The following is a 26,235-nucleotide window of genomic DNA, read 5'->3' as shown; positions in this document are numbered from 1 at the left end:
GATGGCGCAGTCGGCCAGCGTCGCTCCGCGCCGCCCGGCCAACGGTAAACAGGTGCGCGCCGAACTCACCCGGGCGAAGGTGATCGACGAGACCGTGCGCTGCGTCCTGGAGGAGGGCTTCGGCGCCGCCAGCGCCAAACACATCACCGAACGGGCCGGCGTGACGTGGGGCGTGGTCCAGTACCACTTCGGCGACCGGGACGGGTTGCTGATGGCCGTCGTCGACGAGGGCTTCAACCAACTGGTGGCCTGCCTGGGTGACCTGCAGGGCCGGATCGGCGGGCTGACCGGCCGGGCGCGCACAGAGCTGGTGATCAACACCGTCGCCGACGCGTTCCTGAGCCCGACATCGGTTGCCGCGCTGGAGATTCTGATCGCGACGCGCACCGGTCGCGCCGACGTCGACCGGCGTCACCTCGCCGAGCTGTTCTCGATGCTGACCCGGCTCGGCCGCTACGTCGCCGAGGGTCTGGACGCCCCCCGCGCCGACGCGGTCGGCAACCTGATCTGGACCACGTTGATGGGTGCGATGGTGGCCCGGATGACGGTGGAGGAGCCGATCGACGTGGCCCGCGAGCTGCGGGCCCTGATCGACGTGGTCAGCTCCTACGTCGAGGTGCAGCTGGCCGGCCGATGACGCGTCAGCGCGGCCGCACGACCATGGTCGGCGCCTTGGCCGACTGGGCCACCCGGGCGGCGACCGAACCGAGCACCAGCCCGGCGAACCCGCCGCGGCCGTGGCTACCCAGCACGACGAGCTGAGCCTGCTCGGAGAGATCGATGAGCCAGCGGGCCGGCTGATCGTTGACCACCCGGCGGTGCACTGTCACGTCGGGATAGCGCTCCTGCCATCCGGCCAACCGTTCGGCGAGCACCTTCTGGCCTTCCTCTTCGTAACCCTGCCACTCCATTTGCAGCGCCGGGTAGACCACGTCGCTCCACGCGTGCAGCGCCACCAGGTCGACGCCGCGGCGCGACGCCTCGTCAAAAGCCACCGCGGTGGCCTCCTCGGAGGCGGCCGAACCGTCGATGCCCACCAGAACCGGTGCGGAATCGTCGACGTCGTCCTCGGCGTGCACCACGACGATCGGTCCGCGGCCGTGGTGCAGCAGCGCATTGCTCGTCGACCCGAGCAGCGCGCGCGCGATCGCGCCGAGCCCGCGGGTTCCGCAGACCGTCATGTGCGCGTCGCGGGAGGCGCCGACCAGAGCCGACGGTCCGCTCGCGTGCACCACCTCGGTCCTGATCGGCGGCGCCGCGTCACCGGCGGTGGCTCGCACCACCTCCTGCGCGCTCTTGAGCGCCTCCGCGGCCGCGGCCTCCTGCGAATCCAGGTAGCTGGCCTCCAGATAGGCCACCGGCCATGTCACTGCGACCGGAGGGATCGCATGCAGCAGCATGAGCGGCTTGTCGTGCAGGATGGCTTGCCGGGTCGCCCACTTGATCGCGGCTTCGGAGTCGGTCGATCCGTCGACGCCGACGAGGATTCCGGGCGAATGTGTGGTCATGGCGCACTCCTTTGAGCGGAACCGGTGGACGGAAGCATCACCTCCGACCATAGGGCGAGCGTCGGGTCCGCGGCAGGGGCTATGGTCCCAAACCGGTGGTGCCGGTCGTCCCTATCGCGCCCGGGTGAGCTCGGCGTAGCGCGCCACGTGGAAGTCGGTCGGGCCGAACTCGTACTGCAGCGCGGTCAGCCGCTTGAAGTAGTGGCCGATCGCGAGCTCCTCGGTCATCCCCATGCCGCCGTGCAGCTGCACCGCCTCCTGGCCGATGAAGCGGGCGGCGCGCCCGATCGTCGCCTTGGCCGCCGACACCGCGCGTGCCCGCACGTCGGGTTCGGCATCGAGGTTGAGCACCGCCAGATACGCCGCCGACACGGCCTGCTCGAGCTCCATGTACATGTCCACCATGCGGTGCTGCAGCGCCTGGAAGCTGCCGATCGGCTGACCGAACTGATGGCGCTGTTTGGCGTACTCGACGGTGTCGGACACCACTTTTCGCATACATCCGACCGCTTCGCAGCACACCGCGGCCGCGCCCTCGTCGCGGGCCTGCGCCAGCGTCGGCCAGGCCGCGCCCTCGTCACCGAGCAGAGCCTCGGCCGGAACCCGCACACCGTCGAACGTCAGATCCGAGGCGCGCCGGTCGTCGACGGTGCGGTAGTGGTGCGCGGTCAGGCCGGGAGCGTCGGCGTCGACGACGAACAGCGAGATCCCGCCGGCGGTGTGGGCGGTGACCAGCAGGTGGGTCGCCAAAGGTGCGCTGGCGGCGACGATCTTGGCGCCGCGCAGCACCCAGCCGTCCCCGTCGCGGTCGGCCGTCGTCGCCACCTCCGCCCAGTTGTGCCCGGAGCCCTCCTCGGTGGCGGCGAGCGCGACGATCGCGGTGCCCTCGACGATGCGCGACAGCAGATTCGTGGCCGTCTCACCGCCTGCGCGGTGCAGGAGCCCGCCTGCGACCACGACCGTGTCCACGTAGGGCTCGATCGCCAGCGCATGGCCCAGCGCCTCGGCGATCACCATGACCTCGACCGGTCCGCCGCCGATACCGCCGATGTCCTCGGGCAGCGCGGCGCCCAGGATGCCGAGCTCGTTGGCCAGGCCGCTCCAGATGTCGGGCTGCCACCCGGCGCCCGACTTCGCCGCCGCCCGGCTCTTCTCCAGGTCGTAACGCGTCGCCAGGAACTTGGTCAGCCCGTCGCGCAGCAGTTCCTGCTCTTTGCTCAGATTGAAGTCCATCGTTCCGCCTGTCAGAGTCCGAGAGCCGCTTTGGCCAGGATGTTGCGCTGAATCTCGTTGCTGCCGGCGTAGATCGAACCGGCCCGGTCGTTGAAATAGCGCAGCGGCGCGACCGCCTGCCACGGCTCGCCGCTGAGATAGTCACCGGCCGGCGGCTCGAACTCCGAGATCGGCCCGCCCGGGCACGTCGCGTGCGGTTGGTAGACACGGCCGCGCGGACCCGCCGCCTCCATCGCCAGTTCGGTGATCGCCTGGCTCAACTCGGTCGAGAGCACCTTGACCATCGACGACGCCACACCCGGGTTCTTACCCTCGGCGACCGCGCTGAGCACGCGGTACTCCAGTATCTCGAGTACCTCCGTGCGGATCCGCGCATCGGCGAGCTTGCGGGCGAACGCGGGATCGTCGAGCAGTCGGCCGCCCGCGGGCCCGGGCTGTTGCGCTGAGACCGAAGCGATCTCGTCTGCCATCACCTGCAGCGCCGGTGACGAGGCGCCGCCGCCGCGCTCGAACTCGAGCAGGTACTTCGCGACGGTCCAGCCGTCGTCGATCTTTCCGAGCACATTCTTCTTGGGCACCCGGACCTCGTCGAAGAAGACCTGGTTCTGCACCTCCTCACCCGAGGTCATCACCAGCGGCCGGATCTCGATGCCGGGCGAACTCATGTCGATGAGCACGAACGTGATGCCCTGCTGCTTCTTCCCGGTGCGCGACGTGCGCACCAGCGCGAACATCCAGTTCGCTTCGCGGGCATGCGTCGTCCAGATCTTGCTGCCGGTGCAGACGAGGTCGTCACCGTCGTCCACGGCGGCCATCGACAGCGCCGCGAGATCGGAACCCGCTTCGGGCTCGGAGTAGCCCTGGCAGAAGAACACCTCGCCGGTGAGGATCCCGGGCAGGAAGTAGTTCTTCTGTGCGTCGGTGCCGAACTTGATCAGCGCGTGCGCCACCATCCGGATCCCCATCGGCGACAGCGCCGGCGCCCCGGCCAACGTCGACTCGCGGCTGAAGATGTAGTGCTGGGTCAGGCTCCAGTCGCAGCCGCCGTACTCGACCGGCCACGCCGGGGCGGCCCACCCGCGCTCGTGCAGGATCTGCTGCCACTGCATGCTCGCCTCGTGATCGGCGTACACGCTGGTCATCAGGCGACCCGCGCGGCGCAGTTCGGGCGTCAGTTTCTCGTCGAGAAAGCCGCGCACCTCATCGCGGAACGCGGCGTCGGCGGCCGACCACTTCAGATCCATCGTCGTCCCCTGTCTTCAGACTGTGCACACCGTAAACCTGGCTAATCGCGGCAGCCGAGGCAGGGTCGACCAAGTGAATGCCCGTTCTGGCGTGTCCGCCGCTCCGCGCGTCACGGCCGAAAGTGTCGCGGTCGGCGGTCGGCAAAGCGAGCCTCGTCCCGACGGTGGGAAATCGGTGATCGCAGCACACTGGCGCGGCGGCATAATTGTTGGGGTGGAGCGGCGACGAGAGGGTCAGGTTCCGCCATCCCCGATGGCGGTCCTCAACGAACTACCGGCGCTGGTCCTGCTGGATCGGCTGCCGGTGCCGGTGCTGGCGATCGCCGAGGACGGCTCGATCGTCTTCGCCAACTCGGCGTTCGCCGACATGGTCGGTCATGACGCCGAAACGGTCGGGTCGCTGGAGTTCCGCGAGATCTTCCACACCATGCCGCCCGACGAGTCGGCGGTGTCGGCGATGCGTGCGCACGCGAACCTGATCGTCGAACTCACCCACGCCGACGGGTCGATCGTGCGGGCGCGGATGAGCAAGTCCGCGCTGCGGCGCGGCGATGACCCGGTGGCGCTGGCGACGTTCCAGGATCTGACCGAACAGCTCTGGGTGGACGAACTCTAGGTGACTGCTGCGTCGTCGTCGGCCGCATCGGCCGAGTGACGCATGGATTCGCGGGCCAGGTACTGCCGGAAGTACTCCAGCGAGTCTTCGGTGACCAGCGCCGTCAGCAGCACCTCCCAGATCCGCGTCATCCGCAGCAGCACGTCGGCGCCCGACGAGGACGCGTTGGAGAGCAGTTCGGCACCCAGCATCGCGCTGACGATCGTTTCGCTGACCGCGCGCGCGTCGAGTTCGGGCCGCAGATCACCGTCGCGCACGGCCTCCTGCACGCGCGCGACGATCTCGTCGACCCAGCGCTCGTAGATCTGCCCCGCCGACCGGTTGTACTGGCCGAACGCGCGCAACAGGTGGGTGCCGCTGCGCGCGACCATGTCCGAGCCGATCATGGCGGCCACCAGGAAGCAGCCGTGGATGATGCGTTCCATGGCCGGGGCCGACGAGTTGCGGATCCGGTTGAAGACCCCGAACATCTTGTCGCTGCCCTCTTCGATGATCGCGGTCGCCAGCGCCTCTTTGGAATCGAAGTGGTAGTAGAACGCACCCTTGGTCAGCTCGGCGCGTTCGATGATGTCACCCAGACTTGCTGCGGCATAACCGATCTCGGCGAAGAGCTGGACAGCGGAGAGGATGATCCGGTTGCGCGTGGCCTCCGACCGTGCTTGGCGTCCCATCGCCGGTCCACCTCCGCGGGTCATTCGGCCGTACCGGGCGGTGATGGCCTGGACCGGGATCATAGATCATCGCAGCGGGGTCACCGTCCGTGTGGACACCGCGGTGCGGCGCTTGACGAACTCGAACAGGTAGGGCAGTCGGTCGGGTGTGGTCAAGCCCGGTAACACCAGCCGCCACGCGGCCTGGAGGTCGTTGAGGAAACGATCAGGATCATCGAGGTCGCTGGTCTGGCGCAGGCCCATGTAGATGGACACCAGCAGGCGGCCGACGGTTTGGGGGTCGGCGTCGGCGGCGATGTCGCCCTCGCCGATGGCCTTGCGGATCACCGCGGCGAACGCGTCGACCCACTGCCCGAGGACATCGGACTGCAGACTGTCGGTGCGACCGATCGACTCGACCAGGTTCAGGCCTGCCCTGGCGGTCTCGTCGCCGATGTCATCGGTCGCGACCAGGTAGGAGAGGTCGACGAGCGTCTCCAGCCCGGACATCTTGCGCTCGAGGACCTCCTGCACCGATGTCGTGGCCTCGACCACCCGCAGGTCGACGATCGCCAGCGCCAGTGCGTACTTGGAGCGGAAGTGGAAGTACATCGCGCCCTTGGTGACCTCGGCGTCGGCGAGGATGTCGTCGAGGCTGACCCGGCTGTAGGGGCTGCGGGCAAACAGATGCGAGGCAGCACGCAGGATTTGTTGCCGCGTGGCGTCTGATCGCCTATCGACTTGTTCGGTCACTGGTCCGCGATTCTTTCACTGCAACGCCGGACAGCGGTCAGCGACGCGGTCCGTATTCGGAATGCGGCAATCGAAGACCCCCTTCTGTGTCTGCTGTGGCAGCTGAGAAATCGGGCGGATATTCACAGACTACAAGTCATGGTCGTAGCGCGAAAACAGCGGAATGGTATGTAAGCTGCTCGATGTGATGACTTCCGGTTCGGCGGTTCCCGCCGATACCTCGATCGGGCGAGGGCGCTCCCATCAGCGTGTTCGGGACTTTCGGGCAAACACCGGTGGTATCTTGCATTCTGTTGCCATGGTCCGCGCTGGCAAACCCCCTCGAATCCCTACGCGGACTATGGCAACTCACCGTCGACAACCAAACATCGACGTTATAATCGGAAAATGAGCGGTTTACCCGGGTCATTCGGTTCGGATAGGCCAGCTTCACAGCAATATCGGAGTAATTAACGGTGGCGTGGAACGACGAAGTCGACGTGGTGTACACCGGCGCGGGAGCGGCCGGCCTGGCTCATGCCCTGGCCGTCGCCGAAGCCGGTGCCGACGTCTTCGTCGCCGACTCCGAACCCGCAGTGGGCGCCCGGACCTGGCTCGATGTCGGCATCGCCGACGGTGAGACCAGCGAGTACTTCTCCGAGCTGGTGGCCGATCTCGGCGCGTTGCGCCGCCCGACGTACGACATCGACGTGCCGATCCGGGTGGCGCCGCTGCCCGCGCAACCGGAGACCGGCCGTACCGTCGCGCCGTTCGTCGGGTCGCGCCTGCGGGACTGGGCGGCGCGGTGCCTGGCCACGCCGTACGGCTTCCTGTCGACCCGGCTGCCGGACTGGCAGACCTCCACCGTGCAGAGCAGCGACCACGGCATCCTCGAGGTCTCCGAACTCGGTGTGCTGAGCCCCGGTACGGGTGATGTCGGCGTCGCCGTGCGCGAGTGGCTGGCGTCGCGTGCCGCTCAGGAGGACATCGAGATCCACGCCGGTCACATCCTGCAGCGGCTGGTGTTCGAAGAGGGCGTCGCGATCGGCGCCGTGTTCGACACCGCCGACGGTCCGTTCGCGGTCCGCGCCCGGCACGGCGTCACGGTCGCCGGCGGCGGGTCGCAGTTCGGCGGTCCGGCACCGGCCCATGTTTCCGCGGACGCGACACTGCGGGTGTGCGTGGTGGGGCAGCGGGCAAGCAGGTTCGGCCGGCTCGAACTGATCTCCGCCGATCCCGTGTCGAAGTCGGTTTCGCCGACGTGCCGCTCACGCAACCGCCGGTTGGCGGTCAACATGCGCGAGACCTACCGGCATCTACAGCCGTGGCGATGCAGCAAGGTTCATAGGTATCCGACCCTCGGCCAGTAGAGCCTTCATCTGGTCGCCGGGCACCGGCCGCGACAGCAGGAAACCCTGCGCGCGATGGCACCCGTGTTCGAGCAGGATCTCCGCGGCCTGCGCGGTCTCCACGCCCTCGGCCACCAGCTGCAGCCCGAACGCGTCGGCGAGCGCGATGATGGCCCGCACGATCGCCAGATCCCCGGGGCTGGCGCCCAGATCACGCACGAAACCCTTGTCGATCTTGAGGGTGTCCACCGGCAACGACTTCAGGTGCGAGAGCACGCTGTAGCCGGTGCCGAAGTCGTCGATGGCCACCTGCACGCCGACATCCTTGAGGCCTGCCAACGTCTTTCGGGTGGTTTCGATGTCGCGGACCACCACATTCTCGGTGATCTCCAGGCACACCGACCCGCCGTCGAGGCCGAACTCGTCGATGATGGACGCCACCGAGTCGACGAATCCGTCGGTGACCAGTTGCACCGGTGAGACGTTGATCCTCAGCACCGCGTCCAGGCCCACGCCGTGCGAGCGCCACCGCGCGAACTCCGTGCACGCCGCGCGCATCACCCATCGACCCAGATCGCCTGCGATGTTGATGGATTCGGCCACACCGATGAACGCATTGGGTGCCAGCAGGCCGCGGGTCGGGTGTTCCCAGCGGACCAGTGCCTCGGCCGCCAGGATCTCCCCGGTGTGCATGTTCACCTCGGGCTGATAGTGCAGTCGCAGCGCGCCCCGCTCGATGTCACCCTGCAGGTGCAACTCGATGTCGTTGCGGAACTCCGACTCCATCGCCATGTCATCGGAGAACACCGCGACCTGGTTGCCGCCCGAGGACTTGGCGGTCAGCACCGCCTGGTCGGCGCGGCGCAGGAGGTCGGATGTGGTGTCGCGCCCGGGCATTCCGCACGCCACACCGATGCTGACGGTGCGGGTGAGCATCTCGCCGTCGACGGCCACCCGGTCGTGCAGGCGGGTCTGCAGCCGCCGCGCGAAGTCGACGGCCTCGTCGGAATTCAGTGTGCCGCCGGGCACGACCACGAACTCGTCGCCGCCGAGTCGGGCCAAGAGATTGCCGCCGTCGGCGGACTCGCGGAGCCGCTCGGCGAGCACCCGGATGAACCAGTCGCCGGCGGTGTGCCCGAGGTAGTCGTTGATCGCCTTGAGCCGGTCGAGGTCGAAGAACATCACCGACACCGGACCTGGCTGTCCGTCGGCCAGTCGGCGGTCCAGGTGTGCGAGCAGCGCACGCCGGTTGCACAGCCCCGTCAGATCATCGTGATCGGCCAGGTAGCGCAGCTGCTCCTCGGCGGCGATGCGCGCCTGCACCTGCGCGAAGAGCGAAGCGATCGCCTTGAGCGCGTTGAGTTCGGCCTTCGTCCAGTCGCGGTCGCCGAACTTGACGAAACCGAGCACACCGGTGGTGACCTCACCGGAGAGCAACGGCACGCACGCCATCGACGTCGACGGGATCTGCCTGCCCTCGGCGATGGTCTGCTGGTACTCGTCGGTCGCCGGTTCGGGGCGGAACACGACCGGTTCCTTCTGATGCTCGGCCAGCGCGAAGACCGGATCGGCGTCGGCGAAGTACACGACCTTCAGCGGATCGGGATCCGGAATTCCGGGGCGGACCGGCCACTCCGCGACCAGCACCGAGGCGTGGATGCGGTGGTCGTTGTGCCGTAGAAAGCTGACGTCGACGCCGAAGTACTCGACGAGGTCGGCGAGCACTGCCTGGCTGACCTCGACGGCGGTGGCGGAGTCGACCCCCATCAGCCGGGTGGCGACGGAGGTGACGAGGTTCTCCAGGACGGCCATCAACTCTCCATTACGCGGTCGGCGCTGCGGTGCGGGGTTCGGGCGCGGCGCCGGCTGGGCACCGACGCGCGCGGTGCGTGGGTGAGCCTCAGGATCAAGGCCTGCGACTCCGCATCGCCCACACCGGTCAGCCTACGGAAAGTGTATTGCAGTTCGGCGAGGTCGTCGGCGAACGCGGGGGAGGTGCCGCGCAGCTCGTCGGAATCGGTGGCGTACAAGAACGGAGGTGAAACCGGTTGTACGGCAAGCCCGTACTGCTGTGCCCGGATCCACACCGCTTCGGTGGCGGCGCCGCCGCGGGCGTAGTCGACCAGGTTGCGGCCCGGCACCGAGATCACCGCCAGTCCCGAGCTGTCGGCGACCCGGGTGTACACGTCCCGGCCCAGCGCCGCCCCGCCGTCCCACGATTTCAGGTGTGCCATGACTTCGGGACGTCGCAGGATGTCGAGCAGGACGAGGTCGGCGGGGGCGAGTTCGAGGCTGCGGACATCGATGCCGGTGTCCAGCGACGGCGCGTCGGGCCACCGCAGCTCGCTGATCATCTCGGCGTGCAGCCGCGGGGTCAGAAACCGGATCCGGTCGGCTTGCCCCAGCACGCTCGCCGCCGCAGCGAGCTGGTCGGCTTCGCTGAGCAGGTGCAGCCGGGCGCCCTCGGCCTCGGCCGCGGCGGTGAGCCCGGCCACGATATCGGCCGGGATCGGGTGTCGGCTGCCCGGGCGACGGTTGGTCTCGCGCTGCAGCATCGGTTCGTACAGCGCCGCGAGTGTCGGGTCCGCGCCGCGGTTCAGCCGCAGCGTCGCGGTCAGCGGTGTGTCGCCGGTATTCGCGGCGAACTCGATCGGCCCGGTCAGCTGATGCGCGGCCGCCGCCACGCGGGCGTTGAACGCCGCCGCCCCCACGGCCACCGCGCTGGCGCGGAAGCCGACGTCCATCGTCGTGCGGTATTCGGTGGTGAGCGCGATGCGGACCAGCCCGTCGCGTACGTCGATGTGCCAGGGCTGGGCGTTGCCGCCCGACGGCGCGCGCGCGGCCGCGGCGGCGATCGCGTCGGCCGGGTCATCGGGGGGATCCGGTTGTCCGTCGTCGGTCGGCATCGTGACGGGAGGAGGTGGGGGCGGAGTGGTGAGCCGGTCGATGACGTCGGTGACGTCGATGCGGGCCCGGCCACTCGGCAGCGCTTCGCCGAGGCCGATGCGGCGTACCGCTTCTGCGACGACGGCCGCGTTCAGCGCGACCTCCGAGGTCAGTTGCGGCCAGGTCGACAGCGTCTGGCCCACCTCGATCAGCGATGCCGCCATCCGGTCCGACACCTGCCGCGCGTCGACGAGCCGCAACGAGTGCGGCAACTTCTCGGCGCTGCTGAGATTGCGCAACCGGGCGGCTTCGACGTCGCCGATCAGCCCGTGCAGCAGCGGGCGCGCCGGTTCGGCGTCGAAGCGTTCGACGTCGAGCAGCCCGCGGTCGCTGGTGGTCATCAGTACCGGCACCCCGCGGCGCCGGGCGACCTCACGCACCAGCACCTTGGTGTCGAGGGAGTCGCACTCCTCGATGAGCACATCGAGACCGTCGACGAATTCGTCGACGTTGTGCTCGGTGACCCCCTCGGACACCACCGAAACCGGCAGGTACGGGTCCAATTCGGCGATCCGCCGCGCACACACCACGGCCTTGTTGATCCCGATGTCGAATACCGACGCGGGCACCCGGTTCAGATTGGTCAGATCCATCTCGTCGAAGTCCGCGAGCCGCAGCCGACCCGACAACCCCTGGGCGGCAAGGGTATAGGCGATGGTGTGACCGACGCTCAACCCGACCACCCCGACGGTCAGCTCGGCGAGCCGATCTTGTTCGGCAGTGGTGATCAGGTTGCGGTTGCGGTCAAGGCGTACCCGGCGGAAGCCGCGCGGCCCGAGCACGCTGACCGCCGTGCGTCGCCACGGGTAGTACGCCCAGCGGATCGCCTCGGCCGCAACATCTTCGGGAGGCTGCGGACAGAGCTGTCTCAGGGCGACCGTCTGCGCGGCGGCGTTGTCGACGAAGACGACCCCGGGGTCGGAGCCCAGCGCTTCGAGAGCCGGATCGTCGGCATCCAGCAGTACGGCGCTGTGGGGGAGAGGTGGTTCGGTGCTCGCTGTCACCGCTCCGTCCCGGTGGCGGCCGCAACGGGCGCCACGCCGTCGGCTCGGGCCGTCATCCTCTGCTGCTCCGCGATGTACAACGAAACCTGCTTGGGGTCAGCATGTTTGGCGAAGGTAAGCCGGTCCCACCAGGCGAGCCGGGTCTCGTAACGCTCGTCGGGGTAGGGCGTCGGCGGAATCTTGGTCGCGAGAATGCCCCCGGAGGACAGCCACCGCTTGAGGACATAGGACGCCGCAGTCGCGACGATGAACTGGATGTCCAACAGGCCCATCGCGTGCAACGGCGTGCGGGAGATGGCGCTGGTCAACTGGCGGCTCCGCTCGGGATCGTCGGTCACCCATGCGGTTTTCATCTCCACGACGCCAAATGGTATCCGGTCGCTGATCATCTTCCGCACTGCGTCGAAGCCGGGTTGGCCCTCCCACTCCAGCAGCGCATGCGCCTCGTCGGCGGAGTGGTAGGGACCCTTGGCCCGCAGGCCGCCGACCACGCGCCCGGCCCGGTCGACGCAGGCCGCGAACAAGATGGTGTCCGCGCCCGAATGCAGCGCGGGCATGTCCAGCGCCTTCTCGACCCCGCGCTTGGTGTAGCTGCGTTCGGCGCCGCGGACGAAATCGCGCCACAGGTCGGGTTCGATGGCCGGGTTTGCGAAAACCACATTGCATTCGGTTTCGGGGTCCCAGCAGCTCGGGCTGTGCCGCAGGCTGGCGAGGGCGTGGTCGATGGTGTCAAGCTGGGCAACGGTCATACTCGTCCGATCGTCTGGCGGCCGTGGTGTTGTTCGGTCCGCTGATTCGGTGTGGGTTTGCCCACACTCACCTGTGAGTATCTCGCCGTATGGCGATCTATTACCAGCTAGCCGTCAAATTGTGTCCGGTAAACGAATGGTTTCGGGACGGAATGGCGAGGCTTTAACCCGCTCGGTGCAATTATGGCTAATGGCGTCCGGCGATATTGCTGCAGGTCAATTGATGCGCTTCGGATAACGGCGAACTCGGGCATTGCCTCTTGAGGGACGCGGTGGCCGATTTTGGTGAGCGGTCGGCAACCTGCGTGTTACCGCACTGGCGAATGGGTGTCGCGACGTCGCTGAACTTGCCCAACGCCGAGCAGCGCCACCGGCGTCGTGTCAGCAACCTCGCGCGTGGGCAGCGTGGTCGATTGCGTCGCCCGAATCGGCGCCATTCGGGCGACGCGTGTTCGGCGCGGTTAATCGGGTGCGGGCGGGCCGTTGCGCCACTCTGCACGTGTTCAATAGGCAATTCCCGGAACTGTTTCTCAGGTGGGTCGATGGAATGCGCTTGGGCGCCGGATCGAGAATGCACGGGATACGGGTCCGGTCGTCCGGCGCACGCGCGATGCCGAGTTCGACTGCGCGCGAAGCCGCCCGGATGACACCCTGTTCGGGTGGAGGGAGAGTATCCGAGTCGGGGCCGGGGGCCCGTCAGAGATGTGGGGCGGTTGCTACTGCGCTGCGCCGACCGCGCGGGTCTGGTCGCCGCGGTCAGCGCGTTCCTTGCCGATGCCGGGGCCAACATCGTGTCCCTCGATCAGCACGCGACCGAGCAGTCGGGTGGCATCTTCATGCAGCGCACGATCTTTCACCTACCCGGCCTGCCCGCCGCACGCGACGAACTCGAGCGTGACTTCGCCGAACGGGTGGCCGGGCCGTTCGGTATGGATTTCCGGCTCACCGAGGCGGCCAAACCCAAACGTGTCGCGATCATGGCGTCCAAAGAGGACCACTGTCTGCTCGATCTGCTGTGGCGCAACCGTCGCGGTGAACTCGACATGTCGGTGGCGATGGTGATCTCGAACCATCCGGACCTCGCCGATCAGGTCCGGCCGTTCTCGGTGCCGTTCATCCACATTCCCGCGACCAAGGACATCCGGGAGGAGGCCGAGACCCGGCAGCTGGACCTGTTGCGGGGCAACGTCGACCTGGTGGTGCTGGCGCGCTACATGCAGATCCTGACACCGCGGTTCATCGCGGAGGTGGGCTGCCCGCTGATCAACATCCACCACTCGTTCCTGCCGGCGTTCATCGGCGCGGCGCCCTATCGGCGGGCCAAGGAGCGGGGCGTCAAACTGGTCGGCGCGACGGCCCACTACGTCACCGACGACCTCGACGAGGGCCCGATCATCGAGCAGGACGTGGTGCGCGTCGACCACCGCCACGGCGTCGAGGACCTGGTGCGACTCGGCTCGGATGTGGAACGCGTTGTGCTGTCCCGCGCGGTGCTGTGGCACTGTGAGGACCGGATAATCCGATACGGCAACCAGACCGTCGTCTTTTAGCCGGCTGCGCCCGGCGAGGAGGGATAACAGCAGTGAAGAAGTTCAGCGACCTCGACGAGTTCATCGCCGCCGAGGGCAGCCGGCTCGGCCCGACGGAGTGGCTCGAGGTCACCCAGGAGCGCGTCAACATGTTCGCCGACGCGACCGAGGACCACCAGTGGATCCACGTCGACCCCGAGAAGGCCAAGGACGGTCCCTTCGGCGCGACCATCGCGCACGGGCTGCTGACCCTGTCGCTGCTGCCGCACTTCTCCCATCAGCTCTACAGCGTCGGCAACGTGGCGATGGCGATCAACTACGGCTACAACAAGGTTCGGTTCATCACCCCGGTGAAGGTGGGAGCCAGGATCCGCGCGACGGCGGAGCTGACGAAGATCGACCAGCTCGACGGCGGCGCCGTGCAGTCGACGATGCCGATCACCATCGAGATCGAGGGTTCGGAGAAGCCGGCGGCGGTCGCCGAGTCGATCGTCCGCTACATGCGCTGACCTTTCCCTGCCGAGCAGACGCAAAGTGCCCCATCTGACGCGCATTTCGGGGCACTTCGCGTCTGCTCGCCGGTGAGTCAGTACTGGGTGGAGCCCTGGTCGACCGGGATCGCCGTCGCGGTCATGTGTCTGGCGTCGTCGGTGGCCAGCCAGCACACCACGTCGGCGACGTCCTCGGGCTGCAGCACCCACGTCGGCAGGAACGGCGTCATCATGTGCTGCAGCGCAGGATTGGTCTCCATCGTCCTGCCGATCGCGGCGATCATGTCGCCCGACCCCATCGGCGTGTTGACCGGCCCGGGATGCACGCTGTTGACCCGGATCGAGTGCTTGCCGAGTTCGGCCGCGAACGCGCGCGCCATCCCGGTGACCGCGTGCTTGCTGGCGGTGTAGTGGATCATGAACGGCTGCAACTTGATTCCGGCGGCGGAACTGATCAGGATGACCGACCCGCCGCGCCCACCGTCGATGATCCGCTGCGCGCCGGCCATCACCGTGTTCCAGGTGCCGGTGACGTTGACGTCGAGAACGTCGCGGAAGTCCTCCGGGGTGATCTCGTCCCAGATCTGCGGCGGCGAGATGCCCGCATTGGCCACGATCACGTCGAGCCGGCCGAAGCGCTCGACGCCGTCGTCGACTGCCCGGCGCAGGCCGTCGGCGTCGCGGACGTCGACCTCCGCGGTGACGATCCGCGCGCCGGCCGCCTCGACCAGTCGCGCGGTCTCGGCGAGGTCCTCGGGGGTGGCGTGTTCGTACGGCACGCACGCCGGCAGCTTGCCCGCGATGTCGATCGCGATGATGTCGGCGCCCTCGGCCGCCATCCGCACGGCGTGTGCGCGCCCCTGGCCGCGCGCGGCGCCGGTGATGAACGCGACGCGCCCGCTGAGTTTCCCGCTCGTGCCCTCGCTCATCCGCGCTCCCGCTGTGCCGTCTTGACCAGGTTCGACCCGATGATGAGCCGCTGAATCTCGCTGGTGCCCTCGTAGAGTCGCAGCAGCCGGACCTCGCGGTAGATGCGTTCGACCGGAACCTCGCGCATGTATCCGCTGCCGCCGTGGATCTGCACCGCGAGATCGGCCACCTGGCCGACCATCTCGGTGCAGAACAGCTTGGCCACCGACGGCGCGACGCGGCGGTCCTCGCCGCTGACCCACTGCCGCGCGGCGTCGCGGACCAGCGCGCGGCCCGCCGACACCCCGGTCTGCTGGTCGGCGATCATCGCCTGCACCAACTGGAAGTTGCCGATCGGCGTGCCGCCCTGGGTTGCGGTGGCGGCGTAGGCAACCGACTCGTCGAGCGCGCGCTGCGCGGACCCGACGGCCAGCGCCGCAATATGCACGCGGCCCCGCGCCAGCGAGATCATCGCCGCGCGGTAACCGATGTCCTCGCTACCGCCGACCAACGCTTCGGCAGGCACGCGCACGTCGTCGAAACTGACGTCGGCGGTCCAGGCGCCTTCCTGGCCCATCTTCGCGTCCTTGGCCCCGACCTGGACACCTGCCGCGTCGGCGGGCACCAGGAAGACCGCGATGCCGGGGCCGTCGTCGTCGGCGGGCCGGGTGCGGGCGAACACCACGAACAGGTCGGCGGTCGGCGCGTTCGTGATGAACCGCTTCTGGCCGGTGATCACCCAATCCGTGCCGTCTGCAACGGCTTTGGTGCGCAGACCCGACGGGTTCGATCCGGCGCCGGGTTCGGTCAGCGCGAACGACGCGACCGCCTCCCCGGTCGCCATCGGTTCGAGCCAGCGCTGCTTCTGCTCGTCGGTGCCGAAACCCACCAGCACCTGGCCGGCGATGCCGTTGTTGGTGCCGAACATCGACCGCAGCGCCAGCGTCGTGTATCCCAGTTCCATCGCCAACTCGACGTCCTGGGACAGGTTCAGGCCGAGCCCGCCCCACTGCTGGGGGATCGCGTAACCGAACAGGCCCATCTTCTTGGCCTGGTCGCGCAGGTCGTCGGGCACCCGGTCGCCGGCCAGGATCTCCTGCTCGCGCGGTATCACCGCGGTGTGCACGAAGTGTCGGGTCTGGGTCAGGATCTCCTGGAAATCCTCGTCGCTGACCTCGGATGTCGTCATCGCCCCAAGCTCCTGTTTCTTCCGCGAGCAGACGCGGAATCGCACGCTGCGCGGTCGATTGATGCGATTCTGCGTCTGCTCGGCGAGGTGGTGGACCCCTCAACCCGGGCGAGCATATATGAAATATGATGTTCGATCGGTGCGGCCCCACCTGGGCCGCGACAGCGGAAGGGGTGCGCAGGTGTCCTTGTTGAGCGGACAGACGGCGGTGGTCACCGGAGGCGCGCAGGGCCTCGGATACGCGATCGCGCAACAGTTCATCGCCGAGGGCGCGCGAGTGGTGCTCGGCGACCTGGACCTCGATGCCACGCAGGAGGCGGCCAAGCGCCTCGGCGGCGACGACAAGGCGATCGCGGTGCGCAGTGATGTCACCGATACCGCCGATGTCGAGGCGTTGGTCGCCGCGGCGGTCGACCGCTTCGGCGGACTCGACATCATGGTCAACAACGCCGGGATCACCCGCGACGCGACGCTGCGCAAGATGACCGAGGGGCAGTTCGACCAGGTCATCGCGGTGCACCTGAAGGGCACCTGGAACGGGCTCAAGGCCGCCGCGCCGATCATGCGGGAGAACAAGCGCGGCGCGATCGTGAACATGTCGTCGATCTCGGGCAAGGTCGGCATGATCGGACAGACCAACTACTCGGCGGCCAAGGCCGGCATCGTCGGGATGACCAAGGCCGCCGCCAAGGAGCTGGCGCATCTCGGGGTGCGCGTCAACGCGATTCAGCCCGGGCTCATCCGGTCGGCGATGACCGAGGCCATGCCGCAGAAGGCGTGGGACCAGAAGCTGGCGGAGGTGCCGATGGGCCGTGCGGGCGAGCCGGAGGAGGTGGCCAAGGTTGCGCTGTTCCTGGCCAGCGACCTGTCGTCGTACATGACCGGCACGGTCATGGAGGTCACGGGCGGGCGGCACCTGTGAGCACCCGCGACGCCGTCATCTGTGAACCGGTACGCACGCCGATCGGCCGCTACGGCGGCATGTTCAAGTCGTTGACCGCGGTGGACCTCGGCGTGACCGCGCTCAAGGGTTTGCTCGAACGCACGGGGCTCGACCCTGCCGCGGTGCAGGACGTCATCCTGGGGCACTGCTACCCGAGCAGTGAGGCGCCCGCGATCGGTCGCGTGGTCGCGCTCGACGCGGGGCTGCCGGTGACCGTGCCCGGTATGCAGGTCGACCGGCGCTGCGGATCCGGGTTGCAGGCGGTGATCCAGGCGTGTCTGCAGGTCGCGCACGGCGACAACGACGTCGTGGTGGCAGGTGGCGCCGAGAGCATGAGCAATGTGGCGTTCTACTCGACCGACATGCGGTGGGGCGGGGCCCGCACCGGTGTCCGGGTGCACGACGGGCTTGCCCGCGGCCGTACCACCGCGGGTGGCCGGCACTACCCGGTGCCCGGCGGCATGCTCGAGACCGCGGAGAACCTGCGCCGGCAGTACGGGATATCGCGTCAGGAGCAGGACGAGCTCGCGGTGCGCTCGCACCAGCGGGCGGCGGCCGCGCAGAAGGACGGTGTGCTGGCCGAGGAGATCGTGCCGGTGACGGTGACGACGCGTCAGGGTGAAGACGTGATCGACACCGACGAACACCCGCGCCCCGACACCACGGTCGAGTCCTTGGCCAAGCTCAAACCCGTTCTGCGCAACGAGGATCCGGAAGCGACGGTCACCGCGGGCAACGCGAGCGGGCAGAACGACGCCGCGTCGATGTGCGTGGTGACGACACCGGAGAAGGCCGACGAACTCGGGCTCACCCCGCTGGCGCGGTTGGTGTCGTGGGGGTCGGCCGGGGTGGCGCCGAACGTGATGGGCATCGGGCCGGTGCCCGCGACCGAGGTGGCGTTGGCCAAGGCCGGACTGGAGCTCTCCGATATCGACCTCATCGAGCTGAACGAGGCCTTCGCGGCGCAGGCGCTGGCGGTGATGCGGGAATGGAAGTTCGGCGAAGCCGACCACGACCGCACCAACGTCCACGGTTCCGGGATCTCGCTGGGCCACCCGGTGGGCGCGACCGGCGGCCGCATGCTGGCGACGTTGGCGCGCGAACTGAACCGCCGCGGGGCCCGCTACGGCCTGGAGACGATGTGCATCGGCGGCGGGCAGGGCCTGGCGGCGGTGTTCGAAAGGGTAGGCGCGTGACCAAACTTGCGCAGACCGTCGGGCTGACCGACGTGCAGACCGAGATCCTCGCGACCGTGCGCCAATTCGTCGACAAGGAGATCATCCCGAACGCGCCGGAGTTCGAGAAGACCGACACCTACCCGCAGGCCATCGTCGACGCGATGAAGGAGATGGGCCTGTTCGGGTTGATGATCCCCGAGGAGTACGGCGGGCTCGGCGAATCGCTGCTGACCTACGCGCTGTGCGTCGAGGAACTGGCCCGCGGCTGGATGAGCATCTCCGGGGTGCTCAACACCCATTTCATCGTCGCCTACATGCTCCGCCAGCACGGCACCGAGGCGCAGAAGCAGCGCTACCTGCCGCGGATGGCCACCGGTGAGACGCGCGGCGCGTTCTCGATGAGCGAGCCCGAACTCGGGTCCGACGTCGCGGCGATCCGCACCCGCGCGGTGAGACAGGACGACGGCAGCTACCGCATCGACGGTCAGAAGATGTGGCTGACCAACGGCGGCACCTCGACGCTCGTCGCGGTGCTGGTGCGCACCGACGAGGGCGCCGACAAACCGCACCGCAATCTCACCGCGTTCCTGGTCGAAAAGCCGGTCGGATACGGCGAAGTCGCGCCCGGGCTGACGATCCCCGGCAAGCTCGACAAGCTCGGCTACAAGGGCATCGACACCACCGAGTTGATCTTCGACGGCTACGTCGCCGGCGCCGACGACATCCTCGGCGAGGCGCCGGGCCAGGGCTTCTTCCAGATGATGGACGGCATCGAGGTGGGTCGGGTCAACGTGTCGGCCCGTGCGTGCGGGGTCGGCCTGCGGGCGTTCGAACTCGCCGTGCGCTACGCCCAGCAGCGGCAGACATTCGGTAAGCCGATCGCCGAGCATCAGGCCATCGCGTTCCAATTGGCCGAGATGGCAACCAAAGTCGAGGCCGCCCATCTGATGATGGTCAACGCCGCCCGGCTCAAGGACTCCGGCGAGCGCAACGACGTCGCCGCGGGTATGGCGAAATATCTGGCCAGCGAGTTCTGTTCGGAGGTCACGCAGCAGAGCTTCCGGATCCACGGCGGCTACGGCTATTCCAAGGAATACGAGATCGAGCGCCTGATGCGCGATGCGCCGTTCCTGCTGATCGGCGAGGGCACCTCCGAAATCCAGAAGAACATCATCAGCAAGCGGCTGCTGGCCGACTACCAGGTCTGACCATGACCACCCCCGGGTTCGCCTTCCGGCCGCAGCTGGCCGAGGACGTCGCGCGCTTCGTACGCAAGCGCATCTTCGACGGCACCTATGCCGCAGGCGAATACGTGCGGTTGGACCAGTTGGCGGTCGAGCTCGGGATCAGCGTCACCCCGGTGCGCGAGGCGCTGTTCGAGTTGAAGGCCGAGGGGCTGCTCGCGCAGCAGCCGCGGCGCGGGTTCGTGGTGCTGCCGGTGACCGGTCGCGACCTGACCGACGTGTCGAACGTGCAGGCCTACATCGGCGGTGAGTTGGCGGCGCGAGCGGCGGCCGCGATCACCGACGAGCAGCTGCGGGAGCTGGTGCAGATCCAGTCCGATCTCGAACAGGCCTACGCGGCGGCCGACGACGAGCGCGCGGTACGGCTCAACCACGAGTTCCACCGGGCGATCAACGTGGCTGCGGCCTCACCGAAGCTCGCGCAGTTGATGTCGCAGATCACCCGGTATGCCCCCGAGTCGGTGTTCCCGATCGTCGCCGGTTGGCCCGAGCAGTCGAACGCCCACCATCGCCGGTTGCTCGACGCGCTGCAGCAGCGCGACGAACAACGCGCCCGCGCCGCGATGTCCGAGCACCTGGCCGCCGGGGCGGACCCGTTGATCGAGCACCTCACCGAGCGAGGCGTGATCACCTAGTCCCGCGAGCAGACGCGGAATCGCACGCAATTGCGCCAAACCGTGCGATTCTATGTCTGCTCGCGCAGTAGGGTTCGCAGCGCCGCGACATCCACCTTGCCCGTCGCCTTACGCGGGACGTCGTCGTCGGACTCCGTGAGCAGCCACACCGTCGGCACCTTGAACGCGCTCAACACCTTCCGGGCGTCGGCGCGCAGCTCCTCGACCGGTCGCGCGGAGACCACCAGCGCACCGACCGCGCCGGAAACGTCGGTGACACAGGCGTTCTGCACACCGTCGATCGTGCGCAGCGCCTGCTCGACCTCGCTCGGATACACGGTCGCGCCGCTGACCTTGAACATGTCGTCGGACCGGCCGTGATAGAACATGAACCCGTCGTCGTCGAGGTGGCCGAGGTCGCCGGTGGGGTAGTACCCGTCGGGGGTGAAGACCTCCTCGCGGCGGCGACGGCAGATCCCGCGCATCACGTGCGGCCCGCGGATCTGGATCATGCCGATGGTCCCGGCGGGCACCGGGGTCCCGGTGTCGGGGTCGACGATGCGAACATCCATGCCGGCGAACGGCTTTCCGCAGCTGCCCCACGCGGACCGCGGCATATCGGTGTCGGCGGGATAGCCGCAGTACGGTCCGAACGACTCGGTCATCCCGAACAGCCGGGCCCGCGCGCCGGGGGAGGCGCGCTGCTCGGGCGGCAGCAGCGCCTCCAGGCTGCCGGGCCCCAGCGAGGACAGGTCGGCGCCCACCGAGGCCGCCTCGCGGGCCAGCGCCTCGGCCTGGTCCGGCCACCCCCGAAACAGCGTCACCTTCTCGCGCTCGAGCAACCGCAGCGTGGTCTCCGGCTGCGGGATCTCCTCGGTGACCAGCGTCGCGCCCGCCAGCAGCGCGGACAGTAGACCGCCGGCCAAGCCGCCCACCCAGAAGAACGGCATCGGCAGATACAGCCGGGTGTCGGCGTCGATGCAGCGCGCCGCCATACCGGAGCGCACCGCGGCCAACGCGTTACCGTGCGAATGGATCACGCCCTTGGGTGGACCGCTGCTGCCGGAGGTGAACATGATCGCCAGCGTGTCGCTGGGCGTGACGGCCGCCGCGATGTCGTCGACCGGTGCCGCACCATCTGTCGGCAGCGCGTCTGCGCGCCAGACCTGCCGCAGCGCAGGCAGATCGGCGCGCGCGGACGCCACGTCGTCGAGGTAGCGGTGGCCCCGGAACTGCTCGACGGCGATCAGGTACTGCACCGACGCGGTGCGCAGCGCCGCGACCAGCTCGGGCGGGGGCATCAGCGTGCTCAGCGGCACCAGCACCGCGCCGATCCGCGTCACCGCGACCGCCAGCCGCACCCATTCGACCCGGTTCGGCATGATCAGGCCGAACCGGCTGCCTTTGCCGACACCCGCCGCCACCAGCGCGGCCGCCAGCCGCCGCGACTCCTCGTCGAGCGAGCCGTAGGTCACCCGCGTGGACGGGTCGATCACCGCGTCCTTGTCAGCGTCCTCGCGGGCCCGCAACCGCACCAGCGCATCGATGGTGTCAGTCATCGAACACCTCGCTCAGCCTCGCCGGGTCGATCTTGCCGCTGCTGAGCACCGGAATCCGCGAACCCGGCACCACGGCGAACCGTCGCGGGATCTTGTAGGCGGACAACTCGTCCCGCAGTCGCTCCCGCACCGCCGTCTCGTCGAACTCGGCGCCGTCGGTCAGCTCGATGACCGCCGCGACGACCTGACCGCGTTCGGCGTCGGGCAGGCCGAGAACATGGGCGACGCCGCCGCCGGTGACCTTCGCGATCGCCCGCTCCACCTCCGCGGGGGCGACGTTGGCGCCGGCGGTCTTGATCATCGCGCCGCGGCGGCCGACGAAGTAGTGGTAGCCGTCGGCGTCGGTGCGCACGAGATCGCCGGTGTGGAACCAGTTGTCGGGATCGAAGCACTGCTCACGGCTGCGTTTGTAGTAGCGCTCCATCATGAACGGCCCGCGCGCGCACAGCTCGCCGACCTCGTCGGTCGCGACCGGTGCTCCGGTGTCCGGGTCGATCACCTTGACCTCGAAACCCGGCACCGGCCTGCCGAACGAGCCGCGCCGGTGCTCGGGTTGGTCGGATTCGTCGGGGTCGGCGAGGATCACGCTGCCCGCTTCGGTCATCCCGAGCATGGTGTGGCGCAACTCGGCGTCGGCGGGCCGCGTGTCGGGCGCCATGATCGGGTACAGGTTGCCGCGGCGCATCGAGGACAGGTCGCGGCCGGGCAGGCTCGGATGACGCGCCAGCGCCGCGATGCCTGCGACGAATCCGTTGGTCATCGTGGGTTTTTCGGCCTCCAGCAGATCGAGGGTCTCGGCGGCGTCGACCGCGTTGGAGCACACCAGCGTGGCCCCGGCCAGCAGCGTGGCCAGCAGGGAGAACGCGAACCCGCCGATCCAGAAGAACGGGGAGTTGCTGAACAGCTTCTCCTCGGCGCCGAGCCCGCGGATCTCGTTGAGCACCCGTTGGTGCTCGAGCAGCCCGGCGTGGGTGTGGACGACGCCCTTGGGGGCGCTGGTCGAGCCGGAGGTGTAGATAATCGCCAGCACGTCGGCGGGGTCGACGTCGTCCTCCAGCGCGGTCAGCAGCCCGGTGTCGGCCGGGGCGGGCTCGGTGGCGAACAGGACATGACGCAGCAGCGGCAGGTCGCCGATCTCGGCGAGGCGCTGCCGGTAATCGTGGGACCGGTAGCCCTCTGCTGCGAGCAGGATCTCGACGTCGGCGTGGGCGAGTTGCTCGCGCATCTCGGGTGCGGTCGCCATCGTCGAGATCGGGATGACGGTGGCGCCTATGCGGGCGGCGGCCAGCGCGGCGACGACGAACCCGGGCCCGTTCGGGTACAGGACGCCGACGTGGCTGCCCTTGCCCGCGCCGCGCCCGATGAGTTCACCGGCGAGCAGCGCGGAGCGGCGCTCGGCCTCGGCGTAGCTGAGCCGGTCGGCGTCACAGATCAGCAGCGGGTGATCGCCGCGGGCCTGTGCCCGCGCGCGCAGGATCGCGCCGACCGTGTGCTCAGGCATGCTCGACGGCGTCGGCGAAGAACTGGCGGACCGCGCCCAGGTCGGGTTTGCCCGACGGGGTGCGGGGCATCTGCTCGACGACTGCGATCTCGGTGGGAATCTCATAGCGGGCCAGTCGGTTCCGCACGTGTTCGGTCAGCGTCGCGACGTCGACCGGGTGGTGCAGTTCGACCAGCGCGACCGGGGTTTCGCCGAGCCGGTCGTCGGGGCGTCCGACCACCGCGGCGCTGTGCACCGCCGGGTGGCTCTCCAGCGCGGCGCGGACGTCGTCGGGCATGATCTTGAACCCGCCGCGGATGATCGCCTGATCGGCGCGGCCGAGGATCCACAGAAATCCGTCCGCGTCGATGCGCGCCATGTCGGTGGTCCGCAGCCAGTCGTTTCGCGGCCCGAGCTGGCCCGGCTTGACCTCGAGCAGCCCGGGCTGGTCGGGTCCCAGCGGGTGACCGGAGTCGTCGACGACGCGCAGTCGGGCGCCGAGACTCGCCCGGCCCACGCTGCCGCGTCTGGCCGCCCAGTGCTCCCGGTAGTCGGACAGGGTCCAACCGGCCACGCCGCCGCCGAATTCGGTGGCGGCATAGGAGGTCAGCACCGGGATGCCGAACTTCTCGGTGAACGCGTCGGCATCCTCGGCGGACAGGGGAGCGGTGCCGGAGGTGACGGCCTGGATGCCGGCCAGGTCGTCGCGGGTCAGGTCCGAGTGCAGCACGGTGCGCAGTGCGGCGGGTACCAGCGACACCGCGCGCGGTCGGTGCCTGCGCACCGCGGCCGCCCAGCGCCGCAGTTCGAAGCGGTCGAGCAGCGCGAAAGCCCTTCCGTCGCAGACGGACTGCAGCACGCGGTACACGCCGCCGATGTGCACCAGCGGGGCGTTGACGATCGCCACCCCGCTTCGTAGCGCGGTCGGCGCCTGCGCGGCGGTGAAATCCGCGCCGATCACGCTGTGGGCGAGCATGTCGTAGGTGAGGTCGACGCGTTTCGGCGGTCCGGTGGTGCCGCTGGTCAGCATCCGCACCGCAACCGCTGACGCGTCGGCGCGCGCCGGCGCGACACCGGTGGTCGCGACGGGCCCGCAGGGCGCCGAGATCGCCACCGTGCAGTCGGCGGCGCCCACCAACGTGGCCAGGTCGTCGGCTTCACCGACGATCACCGGCAGCTGCAGTGCGGCGATGTCGGCGCGGACCCGGTCATCCCCGCGGGCGGGGTTGATCACCACGACCGTGCCGCCGGCCAGCAGCACGCCGAGCAGCGCCGCAACGTGTACCGGCCTGTTGCGCAACAGCATCCCGACGTGTCCGGTCCCGACCGCGGACTCGACCTGATGGGCGACCTCGGCCAGCCGGCCCCAGCTGACCCATTCGTCGTCGAACTCGATGGCGGGCGCGGCCGGATCGAGGGCCAGGATGTCGCGGATGCGGCGGCGCAACGGATGGTCCGACATCAGCGGATCCTCGGTTCGACGCGGGCGGGCGGGGGAGCGGCGGTCAGCTCGGCCTGCCCCAGCGGGTTGCCCAGCCGGGTGTAGATCAGGTTCTGCTCCATCGCCGCGCGATACGGTTTCTCCAGCGACTCCCAGATCGCCTTGACCGTGCCCTGCGTCGCGGACGGGGGTTTGGCGGCGATGCCCGCCGCGATCCGGTGCGCCCGCGCCCACAACTGGTCGTGCGCCACGATCTCGGTGACCAGCCCGATCTGCAGTGCGGTGTCGGCGCTGACCCGTTCGTCGTTGCCCATCAACGCGATCCGCAGCGTCTGCGCCAGGCCGACGCGGCGCATCAGACCGATCGGCTCAAGTGCGCAGACCAGCCCGGCGCTGACGTGCGAGTCGAAGAAGGTGGCCTCCGGGGAGCAGATCACCACGTCGGCCTCGTTGACGAAGTAGAACGCTCCGGCCGTGCACATCCCCTGCACCGCGCACACCACCGGCTTCCACATCTTCTGCCACTTCGGGCTCAGGTGCTCGCCGGGGTCCTCGTGGTTCCACACGTTGCCGGGCTGTCCGTAGGGGGTATTGATGTCCAGACCGGCGCTGAACGCCCGGTCTCCGGCGGCGCGCAGGACGACGGCGTGCACGCTGTCGTCGTCGCGCACCAGCCGCCAGGCCCGCGACATCTCCTCGCACATGGTGCGGTTGAACGCGTTGAGCGCCGCGGGCCGGTTCAGCGTGATCGTGGCGACGTGGTCGTCGGCGTCCACGTCGAACAGCAGCGTCTCGAACTCCGTCATCGGCACTGCCAGTTCGGGGCGCGCTTCTCCATGAACGCCTTGGGTCCCTCGAGCGCGTCCTCGGTGCGCACCACGCGCTCGCGGAACGTCTCGGCCAGGATCTCGGCCTCGTGCAGCGGCAGGTCCAGGGTCTTGTGGATCGTCAGCCGGGTACCCCGAACCGCCAGCGGCGCATTGGAGTTCACGATGTCGGCGATCTCGTGAGCGCGCTCGAGCAGGCGGTCGTGCTCGACGACCTCACTGATCATGCCGAGCTCGTAGGCGCGTTGCGCGCTCATCCGCTCGTGCTTTCCCATCAGCGCCATGCGCAACGCGATGTTGCGGGGCAGGATCCGGGCCAGTCGGACCATCTCGCGGGCGGCCACCAGGCCGATGCTGACGTGCGGATCGAAGAAGGTCGCCTGATCGGAGGCGATCGCGATGTCACCGGTGGTGATCCAGTCCAGTCCGGCGCCGCAGCACAGTCCGTTCACCGCGGTGATCACCGGTTTGGCCATCCGCCGGAACGGCGGCGTGCCCTCCTGCGGCGCCTCCCACTGGTCGTAGGTGGACAGGTACGGGCGCTCGTAGATGACCCGGCCGTCCTCGGGGATCTCGCCGACATCGGCGCCGGTGCAGAACGCCCGGCCTGTGCCGGTGACGATGAGAAGCCAGATCCCGTCGTCGTTCTCGGCTTCCTCGTAGGCGGCGCGCAGTTCGCCGATCATGTGCGGGCTCAGCGCGTTGAGCGCGGTGGGCCGGTTCAGCGTGATCGTGGCCTTGTGGCCGTCGACCTCGTAGATGATGTCGTCGTATGTGGTGTCCGTCAAAGTTCCTCCGCG

The 26,235-nt window shown here is 68.8% G+C and carries 24 protein-coding genes; 9 read left to right on the top strand and 15 right to left on the bottom strand.

Going from position 1 to position 26,235, the window contains the following annotated elements:
- Nucleotide 1: 1 nt before the first annotated feature.
- On the top strand, nucleotides 2-637 hold the full coding sequence (locus BHQ18_RS01940; protein WP_069411864.1) for a TetR/AcrR family transcriptional regulator: 636 nt from the start codon (nucleotides 2-4) through the stop codon (nucleotides 635-637).
- Between the two features lie 4 nt (nucleotides 638-641).
- Here BHQ18_RS01940 and BHQ18_RS01935 read toward each other — a convergent pair whose 3' ends face one another.
- The 3 genes from BHQ18_RS01935 to BHQ18_RS01925 form a co-directional block, all read right to left on the bottom strand.
- A complete protein-coding gene (locus tag BHQ18_RS01935; RefSeq protein ID WP_069411863.1) occupies nucleotides 642-1,508 on the bottom strand; it encodes a universal stress protein in 867 nt (288 codons plus the stop codon).
- A 111-nt stretch (nucleotides 1,509-1,619) separates the two neighbouring features.
- A complete protein-coding gene (locus tag BHQ18_RS01930; protein WP_069411862.1) occupies nucleotides 1,620-2,741 on the bottom strand; it encodes an acyl-CoA dehydrogenase family protein in 1,122 nt (373 codons plus the stop codon).
- Nucleotides 2,742-2,752: 11 nt separating this feature from the next.
- Nucleotides 2,753-3,985, bottom strand: coding sequence for an acyl-CoA dehydrogenase family protein (locus BHQ18_RS01925; RefSeq protein ID WP_069411861.1), 1,233 nt, complete (start codon nucleotides 3,983-3,985; stop codon nucleotides 2,753-2,755).
- Nucleotides 3,986-4,199: 214 nt separating this feature from the next.
- Between BHQ18_RS01925 and BHQ18_RS01920 the strand changes: the two genes are divergently transcribed.
- Complete coding sequence (locus BHQ18_RS01920; RefSeq protein WP_069411860.1) at nucleotides 4,200-4,601, top strand: PAS domain S-box protein; 402 nt, start codon at nucleotides 4,200-4,202, stop codon at nucleotides 4,599-4,601.
- Here the strand turns inward: BHQ18_RS01920 and BHQ18_RS01915 are convergent.
- Nucleotides 4,598-5,272: a ScbR family autoregulator-binding transcription factor gene (locus tag BHQ18_RS01915; protein WP_069412005.1), complete on the bottom strand. Its 675-nt coding sequence runs from the start codon at nucleotides 5,270-5,272 to the stop codon at nucleotides 4,598-4,600. The genes BHQ18_RS01920 and BHQ18_RS01915 overlap by 4 nt on opposite strands.
- Nucleotides 5,273-5,338: 66 nt before the next feature.
- Entirely contained in the window at nucleotides 5,339-6,004 is a 666-nt protein-coding gene (locus tag BHQ18_RS01910; protein ID WP_069411859.1) for a TetR family transcriptional regulator, read from the bottom strand.
- Nucleotides 6,005-6,459: 455 nt separating this feature from the next.
- Here BHQ18_RS01910 and BHQ18_RS01905 point away from each other — a divergent pair, with 455 nt between their 5' ends.
- Nucleotides 6,460-7,353 carry an FAD-binding protein gene (locus BHQ18_RS01905; RefSeq protein ID WP_069411858.1) on the top strand — a complete coding sequence of 298 codons (894 nt, stop codon included), beginning with the start codon at nucleotides 6,460-6,462 and terminating at the stop codon, nucleotides 7,351-7,353.
- Here the strand turns inward: BHQ18_RS01905 and BHQ18_RS01900 are convergent.
- The 3 genes from BHQ18_RS01900 to BHQ18_RS01890 are packed head-to-tail and all read right to left on the bottom strand — an operon-like array spanning nucleotide 7,300 to nucleotide 12,031.
- Nucleotides 7,300-9,144, bottom strand: coding sequence for a putative bifunctional diguanylate cyclase/phosphodiesterase (locus BHQ18_RS01900; protein WP_069411857.1), 1,845 nt, complete (start codon nucleotides 9,142-9,144; stop codon nucleotides 7,300-7,302). The two genes, BHQ18_RS01905 and BHQ18_RS01900, sit on opposite strands and share 54 nt — an antisense overlap.
- On the bottom strand, nucleotides 9,144-11,282 hold the full coding sequence (locus BHQ18_RS01895; RefSeq protein WP_069411856.1) for an Rv1355c family protein: 2,139 nt from the start codon (nucleotides 11,280-11,282) through the stop codon (nucleotides 9,144-9,146). The genes BHQ18_RS01900 and BHQ18_RS01895 overlap by 1 nt, the downstream gene beginning before the upstream one ends.
- Nucleotides 11,279-12,031: a hypothetical protein gene (locus tag BHQ18_RS01890; protein ID WP_069411855.1), complete on the bottom strand. Its 753-nt coding sequence runs from the start codon at nucleotides 12,029-12,031 to the stop codon at nucleotides 11,279-11,281. Before BHQ18_RS01890 ends, BHQ18_RS01895 begins: the two co-directional genes overlap by 4 nt.
- Before the next feature lie 659 nt (nucleotides 12,032-12,690).
- Between BHQ18_RS01890 and purU the strand changes: the two genes are divergently transcribed.
- The gene (gene purU, locus BHQ18_RS01885) at nucleotides 12,691-13,581 is read left to right on the top strand and encodes a formyltetrahydrofolate deformylase (RefSeq protein WP_084293817.1); all 891 of its coding nucleotides are present in this window, start codon (nucleotides 12,691-12,693) and stop codon (nucleotides 13,579-13,581) included.
- Nucleotides 13,582-13,613: 32 nt separating this feature from the next.
- Nucleotides 13,614-14,069, top strand: a complete 456-nt coding sequence (locus BHQ18_RS01880; protein WP_069411853.1) for a MaoC family dehydratase — start codon at nucleotides 13,614-13,616, stop codon at nucleotides 14,067-14,069.
- 77 nt (nucleotides 14,070-14,146) lie between these two features.
- Here BHQ18_RS01880 and BHQ18_RS01875 read toward each other — a convergent pair whose 3' ends face one another.
- Both BHQ18_RS01875 and BHQ18_RS01870 read right to left on the bottom strand, forming a co-directional pair.
- A complete protein-coding gene (locus tag BHQ18_RS01875) occupies nucleotides 14,147-14,980 on the bottom strand; it encodes a mycofactocin-coupled SDR family oxidoreductase (protein WP_069411852.1) in 834 nt (277 codons plus the stop codon).
- Nucleotides 14,977-16,149 (bottom strand): acyl-CoA dehydrogenase family protein, encoded by a 1,173-nt coding sequence (locus BHQ18_RS01870; protein ID WP_069411851.1) that lies wholly within the window; start codon nucleotides 16,147-16,149, stop codon nucleotides 14,977-14,979. Before BHQ18_RS01870 ends, BHQ18_RS01875 begins: the two co-directional genes overlap by 4 nt.
- Before the next feature lie 181 nt (nucleotides 16,150-16,330).
- Here BHQ18_RS01870 and fabG point away from each other — a divergent pair, with 181 nt between their 5' ends.
- Genes fabG through BHQ18_RS01850 form a run of 4 tightly spaced genes read left to right on the top strand, consistent with a single transcriptional unit; the run spans nucleotide 16,331 to nucleotide 20,149 of the window.
- The gene (fabG, locus tag BHQ18_RS01865) at nucleotides 16,331-17,071 is read left to right on the top strand and encodes a 3-oxoacyl-ACP reductase FabG (RefSeq protein ID WP_069412004.1); all 741 of its coding nucleotides are present in this window, start codon (nucleotides 16,331-16,333) and stop codon (nucleotides 17,069-17,071) included.
- A complete protein-coding gene (locus tag BHQ18_RS01860) occupies nucleotides 17,068-18,288 on the top strand; it encodes an acetyl-CoA C-acetyltransferase (protein WP_069411850.1) in 1,221 nt (406 codons plus the stop codon). Before fabG ends, BHQ18_RS01860 begins: the two co-directional genes overlap by 4 nt.
- A complete protein-coding gene (locus BHQ18_RS01855; RefSeq protein WP_069411849.1) occupies nucleotides 18,285-19,478 on the top strand; it encodes an acyl-CoA dehydrogenase family protein in 1,194 nt (397 codons plus the stop codon). Before BHQ18_RS01860 ends, BHQ18_RS01855 begins: the two co-directional genes overlap by 4 nt.
- A gap of 2 nt (nucleotides 19,479-19,480) precedes the next feature.
- Entirely contained in the window at nucleotides 19,481-20,149 is a 669-nt protein-coding gene (locus tag BHQ18_RS01850) for a GntR family transcriptional regulator (protein WP_069411848.1), read from the top strand.
- 50 nt (nucleotides 20,150-20,199) lie between these two features.
- On the opposite strand, the gene BHQ18_RS01845 is transcribed toward BHQ18_RS01850, so the two are convergent.
- From BHQ18_RS01845 to BHQ18_RS01825, 5 genes are read right to left on the bottom strand one after another with little or no spacing between them, the layout of a single operon-like run.
- Nucleotides 20,200-21,687 (bottom strand): class I adenylate-forming enzyme family protein, encoded by a 1,488-nt coding sequence (locus BHQ18_RS01845; RefSeq protein ID WP_069411847.1) that lies wholly within the window; start codon nucleotides 21,685-21,687, stop codon nucleotides 20,200-20,202.
- Entirely contained in the window at nucleotides 21,680-23,188 is a 1,509-nt protein-coding gene (locus BHQ18_RS01840) for a class I adenylate-forming enzyme family protein (protein WP_069411846.1), read from the bottom strand. The genes BHQ18_RS01845 and BHQ18_RS01840 overlap by 8 nt, the downstream gene beginning before the upstream one ends.
- The gene (locus tag BHQ18_RS01835) at nucleotides 23,181-24,629 is read right to left on the bottom strand and encodes a class I adenylate-forming enzyme family protein (protein WP_069411845.1); all 1,449 of its coding nucleotides are present in this window, start codon (nucleotides 24,627-24,629) and stop codon (nucleotides 23,181-23,183) included. The genes BHQ18_RS01840 and BHQ18_RS01835 overlap by 8 nt, the downstream gene beginning before the upstream one ends.
- Nucleotides 24,629-25,414, bottom strand: coding sequence for an enoyl-CoA hydratase/isomerase family protein (locus BHQ18_RS01830; protein WP_069412003.1), 786 nt, complete (start codon nucleotides 25,412-25,414; stop codon nucleotides 24,629-24,631). The genes BHQ18_RS01835 and BHQ18_RS01830 overlap by 1 nt, the downstream gene beginning before the upstream one ends.
- The gene (locus BHQ18_RS01825) at nucleotides 25,411-26,223 is read right to left on the bottom strand and encodes an enoyl-CoA hydratase/isomerase family protein (protein WP_069411844.1); all 813 of its coding nucleotides are present in this window, start codon (nucleotides 26,221-26,223) and stop codon (nucleotides 25,411-25,413) included. The genes BHQ18_RS01830 and BHQ18_RS01825 overlap by 4 nt, the downstream gene beginning before the upstream one ends.
- Between the last annotated feature and the right edge of the window lie 12 nt (nucleotides 26,224-26,235).

The sequence above is a fragment of the Mycolicibacterium flavescens genome (assembly GCF_001722335.1).
In the GTDB taxonomy this organism is placed as follows: domain Bacteria; phylum Actinomycetota; class Actinomycetes; order Mycobacteriales; family Mycobacteriaceae; genus Mycobacterium; species Mycobacterium flavescens.
The sequence above is the reverse complement of the archived record's forward strand: the minus strand, read 5'-3'. Positions and strand labels throughout refer to the sequence as shown.